The 6,377-nt window shown below is 49.7% G+C and carries 1 protein-coding gene, 2 tRNA genes and 3 rRNA genes; all 6 read left to right on the plus strand.

Annotated elements, in window-relative coordinates; genetic code table 11:
- Nucleotides 1–266 precede the first annotated feature (266 nt).
- The 6 genes from ACTHTK_RS10225 to ACTHTK_RS10250 all read left to right on the plus strand — a co-directional run bounded on the left by ACTHTK_RS10225 (nt 267) and on the right by ACTHTK_RS10250 (nt 6,092).
- Nucleotides 267–1,807 (plus strand): 16S ribosomal RNA (locus ACTHTK_RS10225).
- Nucleotides 1,808–1,912: 105 nt separating this feature from the next.
- Nucleotides 1,913–1,989 (plus strand) — tRNA-Ile (locus ACTHTK_RS10230).
- Between the two features lie 5 nt (nt 1,990–1,994).
- A tRNA-Ala gene (locus ACTHTK_RS10235) sits at nt 1,995–2,070 on the plus strand.
- A 348-nt stretch (nt 2,071–2,418) separates the two neighbouring features.
- Nucleotides 2,419–5,307, plus strand: a 23S ribosomal RNA gene (locus ACTHTK_RS10240).
- 96 nt (nt 5,308–5,403) lie between these two features.
- Nucleotides 5,404–5,517, plus strand: a 5S ribosomal RNA gene (gene rrf, locus ACTHTK_RS10245).
- Together the 16S, 23S and 5S rRNA genes with 2 tRNA genes alongside form the textbook arrangement of a ribosomal RNA operon.
- Nucleotides 5,518–5,804: 287 nt before the next feature.
- Nucleotides 5,805–6,092, plus strand: coding sequence for a ComEA family DNA-binding protein (locus ACTHTK_RS10250; protein ID WP_107724257.1), 288 nt, complete (start codon nt 5,805–5,807; stop codon nt 6,090–6,092).
- Nucleotides 6,093–6,377: the final 285 nt, after the last annotated feature.

Consider the following 6,377-nt stretch of genomic DNA (forward strand, 5'->3'; position numbering starts at 1 on the left):
TTGGTAGGCGTATAGTTCGGTTCTTCGCTGCTGACGCGGTGAAGAAAACGAAGCAGACAGTATAACACAGTTAGTTAGAATTTTCGATAATTTTAGTTGACATTTGCTAAATGTACTGTATAATTCGATTCGCTCTTTAAAAAACAGATTACCGATAAGTGTGAGTGCATTAGGCCTCACACTGTTTGAAAGACAGACAAGATGATGTTTTAGACATTGTCCTGTCGGTTTCTTTGAAGCAGACCAGAAGTTATAAGTTAGAGATTGAACATAAGAGTTTGATCCTGGCTCAGATTGAACGCTGGCGGCATGCTTTACACATGCAAGTCGGACGGCAGCACAGAGAAGCTTGCTTCTTGGGTGGCGAGTGGCGAACGGGTGAGTAACATATCGGAACGTACCGAGTAATGGGGGATAACTAATCGAAAGATTAGCTAATACCGCATATTCTCTGAGGAGGAAAGCAGGGGACCTTCGGGCCTTGCGTTATTCGAGCGGCCGATATCTGATTAGCTAGTTGGTGGGGTAAAGGCCTACCAAGGCGACGATCAGTAGCGGGTCTGAGAGGATGATCCGCCACACTGGGACTGAGACACGGCCCAGACTCCTACGGGAGGCAGCAGTGGGGAATTTTGGACAATGGGCGCAAGCCTGATCCAGCCATGCCGCGTGTCTGAAGAAGGCCTTCGGGTTGTAAAGGACTTTTGTCAGGGAAGAAAAGGCTGTTGCTAATATCGACAGCTGATGACGGTACCTGAAGAATAAGCACCGGCTAACTACGTGCCAGCAGCCGCGGTAATACGTAGGGTGCGAGCGTTAATCGGAATTACTGGGCGTAAAGCGAGCGCAGACGGTTACTTAAGCAGGATGTGAAATCCCCGGGCTCAACCTGGGAACTGCGTTCTGAACTGGGTGACTAGAGTGTGTCAGAGGGAGGTAGAATTCCACGTGTAGCAGTGAAATGCGTAGAGATGTGGAGGAATACCGATGGCGAAGGCAGCCTCCTGGGATAACACTGACGTTCATGCTCGAAAGCGTGGGTAGCAAACAGGATTAGATACCCTGGTAGTCCACGCCCTAAACGATGTCAATTAGCTGTTGGGCAACTTGATTGCTTAGTAGCGTAGCTAACGCGTGAAATTGACCGCCTGGGGAGTACGGTCGCAAGATTAAAACTCAAAGGAATTGACGGGGACCCGCACAAGCGGTGGATGATGTGGATTAATTCGATGCAACGCGAAGAACCTTACCTGGTCTTGACATGTACGGAATCCTCCAGAGACGGAGGAGTGCCTTCGGGAGCCGTAACACAGGTGCTGCATGGCTGTCGTCAGCTCGTGTCGTGAGATGTTGGGTTAAGTCCCGCAACGAGCGCAACCCTTGTCATTAGTTGCCATCATTAAGTTGGGCACTCTAATGAGACTGCCGGTGACAAGCCGGAGGAAGGTGGGGATGACGTCAAGTCCTCATGGCCCTTATGACCAGGGCTTCACACGTCATACAATGGTCGGTACAGAGGGTAGCCAAGCCGCGAGGTGGAGCCAATCTCACAAAACCGATCGTAGTCCGGATTGCACTCTGCAACTCGAGTGCATGAAGTCGGAATCGCTAGTAATCGCAGGTCAGCATACTGCGGTGAATACGTTCCCGGGTCTTGTACACACCGCCCGTCACACCATGGGAGTGGGGGATACCAGAAGTAGGTAGGGTAACCGCAAGGAGCCCGCTTACCACGGTATGCTTCATGACTGGGGTGAAGTCGTAACAAGGTAGCCGTAGGGGAACCTGCGGCTGGATCACCTCCTTTCTAGAGAAAGAAGAGGTCTGATGCATTCACACTTATCGGTAAACTGTAAAAGATGCGGAAGAGAAAAGCTTGAGTGAAGACAAGATTCGCTTAAGAAGAGAATCCGGGTTTGTAGCTCAGCTGGTTAGAGCACACGCTTGATAAGCGTGGGGTCGGAGGTTCAAGTCCTCCCAGACCCACCAAGAACGGGGGCATAGCTCAGTTGGTAGAGCACCTGCTTTGCAAGCAGGGGGTCATCGGTTCGATCCCGTTTGCCTCCACCAAGAACTTTACAAATCAAAGGAAGCCTGCTATACTTAGCAGCTTATTTTGATTTGCGAAGTGAAATATCGACGCATCGATCTTTAACAAATTGGAAAGCCGAAATCAACAAACAAAGACAATGAGTTTGTTTTGATTTTTTGTTCTTTGCAAAGGATAAAAAATCTCTCGCAAGAGAAAAGAAAACAAACACAGTATTTGGGTGATGATTGTATCGACTTAATCCTGAAACACAAAAGGCAGGATTAAGACACAACAAAGTAGTAAGCTTTATCAAAGTAGGAATTTCAAGTTTGCTTCCCTAGTCAACGGGTAGGCAAACGAAGTCAAAGAGGTTCTTGAAATGATAGAGTCAAGTGAATAAGTGCATCAGGTGGATGCCTTGGCGATGATAGGCGACGAAGGACGTGTAAGCCTGCGAAAAGCGTGGGGGAGCTGGCAATAAAGCTATGATCCCGCGATGTCCGAATGGGGAAACCCACCTCTTAGGAGGTATCCTTATCTGAATACATAGGATAAGCGAAGCGAACCCGGAGAACTGAACCATCTAAGTACCCGGAGGAAAAGAAATCAACCGAGATTCCGCAAGTAGTGGCGAGCGAACGCGGAGGAGCCTGTACGTGATAACTATCGAGATAGAAGAACAAGCTGGGAAGCTTGACCATAGTGGGTGATAGTCCCGTATTCGAAATCTCAATAGTGGTACTAAGCGTACGAAAAGTAGGGCGGGACACGTGAAATCCTGTCTGAATATGGGGGGACCATCCTCCAAGGCTAAATACTCATCATCGACCGATAGTGAACCAGTACCGTGAGGGAAAGGCGAAAAGAACCCCGGGAGGGGAGTGAAATAGAACCTGAAACCTGATGCATACAAACAGTGGGAGCACCCTTGTGGTGTGACTGCGTACCTTTTGTATAATGGGTCAACGACTTACATTCAGTAGCGAGCTTAACCGAATAGGGGAGGCGTAGGGAAACCGAGTCTTAATAGGGCGAACAGTTGCTGGGTGTAGACCCGAAACCGAGTGATCTATCCATGGCCAGGTTGAAGGTGCCGTAACAGGTACTGGAGGACCGAACCCACGCATGTTGCAAAATGCGGGGATGAGCTGTGGATAGGGGTGAAAGGCTAAACAAACTCGGAGATAGCTGGTTCTCCCCGAAAACTATTTAGGTAGTGCCTCGAGCAAGACACTGATGGGGGTAAAGCACTGTTATGGCTAGGGGGTTATTGCAACTTACCAACCCATGGCAAACTAAGAATACCATCAAGTGGTTCCTCGGGAGACAGACAGCGGGTGCTAACGTCCGTTGTCAAGAGGGAAACAACCCAGACCGCCAGCTAAGGTCCCAAATGATAGATTAAGTGGTAAACGAAGTGGGAAGGCCCAGACAGCCAGGATGTTGGCTTAGAAGCAGCCATCATTTAAAGAAAGCGTAATAGCTCACTGGTCGAGTCGTCCTGCGCGGAAGATGTAACGGGGCTCAAATCTATAACCGAAGCTGCGGATGCCAGTTTACTGGCATGGTAGGGGAGCGTTCTGTAGGCCGATGAAGGTGCATTGTAAAGTGTGCTGGAGGTATCAGAAGTGCGAATGTTGACATGAGTAGCGATAAAGCGGGTGAAAAGCCCGCTCGCCGAAAGCCCAAGGTTTCCTACGCAACGTTCATCGGCGTAGGGTGAGTCGGCCCCTAAGGCGAGGCAGAAATGCGTAGTCGATGGGAAACAGGTTAATATTCCTGTACTTGATTCAAATGCGATGTGGGGACGGAGAAGGTTAGGTTAGCAAGCTGTTGGAATAGCTTGTTTAAGCCGGTAGGTGGAAGACTTAGGCAAATCCGGGTCTTCTTAACACCGAGAAGTGATGACGAGTGTCTACGGACATGAAGTAACCGATACCACGCTTCCAGGAAAAGCCACTAAGCTTCAGTTTGAATTGAACCGTACCGCAAACCGACACAGGTGGGCAGGATGAGAATTCTAAGGCGCTTGAGAGAACTCAGGAGAAGGAACTCGGCAAATTGATACCGTAACTTCGGGAGAAGGTATGCCCTCTAAGGTTAAGGACTTGCTCCGTAAGCCCTGGAGGGTCGCAGAGAATAGGTGGCTGCGACTGTTTATTAAAAACACAGCACTCTGCTAACACGAAAGTGGACGTATAGGGTGTGACGCCTGCCCGGTGCTGGAAGGTTAATTGAAGATGTGCAAGCATCGGATCGAAGCCCCAGTAAACGGCGGCCGTAACTATAACGGTCCTAAGGTAGCGAAATTCCTTGTCGGGTAAGTTCCGACCCGCACGAATGGCGTAACGATGGCCACACTGTCTCCTCCTGAGACTCAGCGAAGTTGAAGTGGTTGTGAAGATGCAATCTACCCGCTGCTAGACGGAAAGACCCCGTGAACCTTTACTGTAGCTTTGCATTGGACTTTGAAGTCACTTGTGTAGGATAGGTGGGAGGCTTTGAAGCAGAGACGCCAGTCTCTGTGGAGCCGTCCTTGAAATACCACCCTGGTGTCTTTGAGGTTCTAACCCAGACCCGTAATCCGGGTCGGGGACCGTGCATGGTAGGCAGTTTGACTGGGGCGGTCTCCTCCCAAAGAGTAACGGAGGAGTTCGAAGGTTACCTAGGTCCGGTCGGAAATCGGACTGATAGTGCAATGGCAAAAGGTAGCTTAACTGCGAGACCGACAAGTCGAGCAGGTGCGAAAGCAGGACATAGTGATCCGGTGGTTCTGTATGGAAGGGCCATCGCTCAACGGATAAAAGGTACTCCGGGGATAACAGGCTGATTCCGCCCAAGAGTTCATATCGACGGCGGAGTTTGGCACCTCGATGTCGGCTCATCACATCCTGGGGCTGTAGTCGGTCCCAAGGGTATGGCTGTTCGCCATTTAAAGTGGTACGTGAGCTGGGTTTAAAACGTCGTGAGACAGTTTGGTCCCTATCTGCAGTGGGCGTTGGAAGTTTGACGGGGGCTGCTCCTAGTACGAGAGGACCGGAGTGGACGAACCTCTGGTGTACCGGTTGTAACGCCAGTTGCATAGCCGGGTAGCTAAGTTCGGAAGAGATAAGCGCTGAAAGCATCTAAGCGCGAAACTCGCCTGAAGATGAGACTTCCCTTGTGGTTTAACCACACTAAAGAGTCGTTCGAGACCAGGACGTTGATAGGTGGGGTGTGGAAGCGCGGTAACGCGTGAAGCTAACCCATACTAATTGCTCGTGAGGCTTGACTCTATCATTTGAAGAACTTCAAATGATAAAAGCTTACTGACTGATTCAGTCATCACCATTTATACCGATTAAGGCTTTACCGATTTGTAACAGTTTAAGTTTGGCGGCCATAGCGAGTTGGTCCCACGCCTTCCCATCCCGAACAGGACCGTGAAACGACTCAGCGCCGATGATAGTGTGGTTCTTCCATGTGAAAGTAGGTCACCGCCAAACACCCATTCCGAAGCCCCCGACTGATGTCGGGGGCTTTTTACATACCTGTCGGTTCTGTCGATTTGGCGATAGGGGGATTATGATTACCTGTTGTTATTCTTGAACAAAAGTACCGAAAGTTACGATTAACCGTTTGGAATATTTGAAATTAAACGGCATTTGCGTTAATATGTCGTAAGCATTTATGCGGGTATGGGCCCGTATATGCGACAGTGTTTACAGAGTGGAATAAACCATTCGGTAGACTTTCTGACTGATTCAATTAAACACGTTATGGGAAAAATCTGATGAAGAAAATTTTATTTGGTGCATTTGCTGCTGTTTGTGCAGCATTCTCTTTAGCCGCCGTGAACATCAATACCGCGTCTTCTGCCGAACTGGAGGCCTTGCCGGGTATCGGTCCGGCTAAGGCAAAATCGATTGTGGAATACCGTCAGAAGAACGGTGCGTTTAAATCGGTGGAGGAGCTGAAAAACGTGAAGGGCATCGGTGATGCGGTGCTGAACAAGTTGAAGGCGGAGGCGACGGTTTCTTCTGTCGCGCCTAAGGCCGCCCAGCCTGCCGTGAAAAAATAAGCCGGACTCTGCCTATATGCCGCCCTGCGGCCGAACCGTTTGCCGGTTGGGCCACGGGGCGGCTTTGTATGGGGGGCGGGAATGAAGACTTGGGCTAATGGGGCTTTCATTGGGTAAAGGGATAAACGGATAGCCTCTTGTCGGATAGGGGATATAAAAGATAAAGGGAATAAAGATATGTACTCAAAGGCATTTAACGGAAAACGGAATAGGGCAACTGTGCAGAGGGGGTATTCTTTGATACAGCTGTTGGTGGTGATGCTGTTGGTTTCGATATTGGCGACG

The sequence above is a fragment of the Neisseria sp. P0006.S009 genome, assembly GCF_051962915.1.
GTDB lineage: Bacteria > Pseudomonadota > Gammaproteobacteria > Burkholderiales > Neisseriaceae > Neisseria > Neisseria subflava_E.

Excerpts from the sequence above, each read along its gene's own strand:
- ACTHTK_RS10250 (WP_107724257.1), top strand. The coding sequence starts at position 5,805 with ATGAAGAAAATTTTATTTGGTGCATTTGCTGCTGTTTGTGCAGCATTC.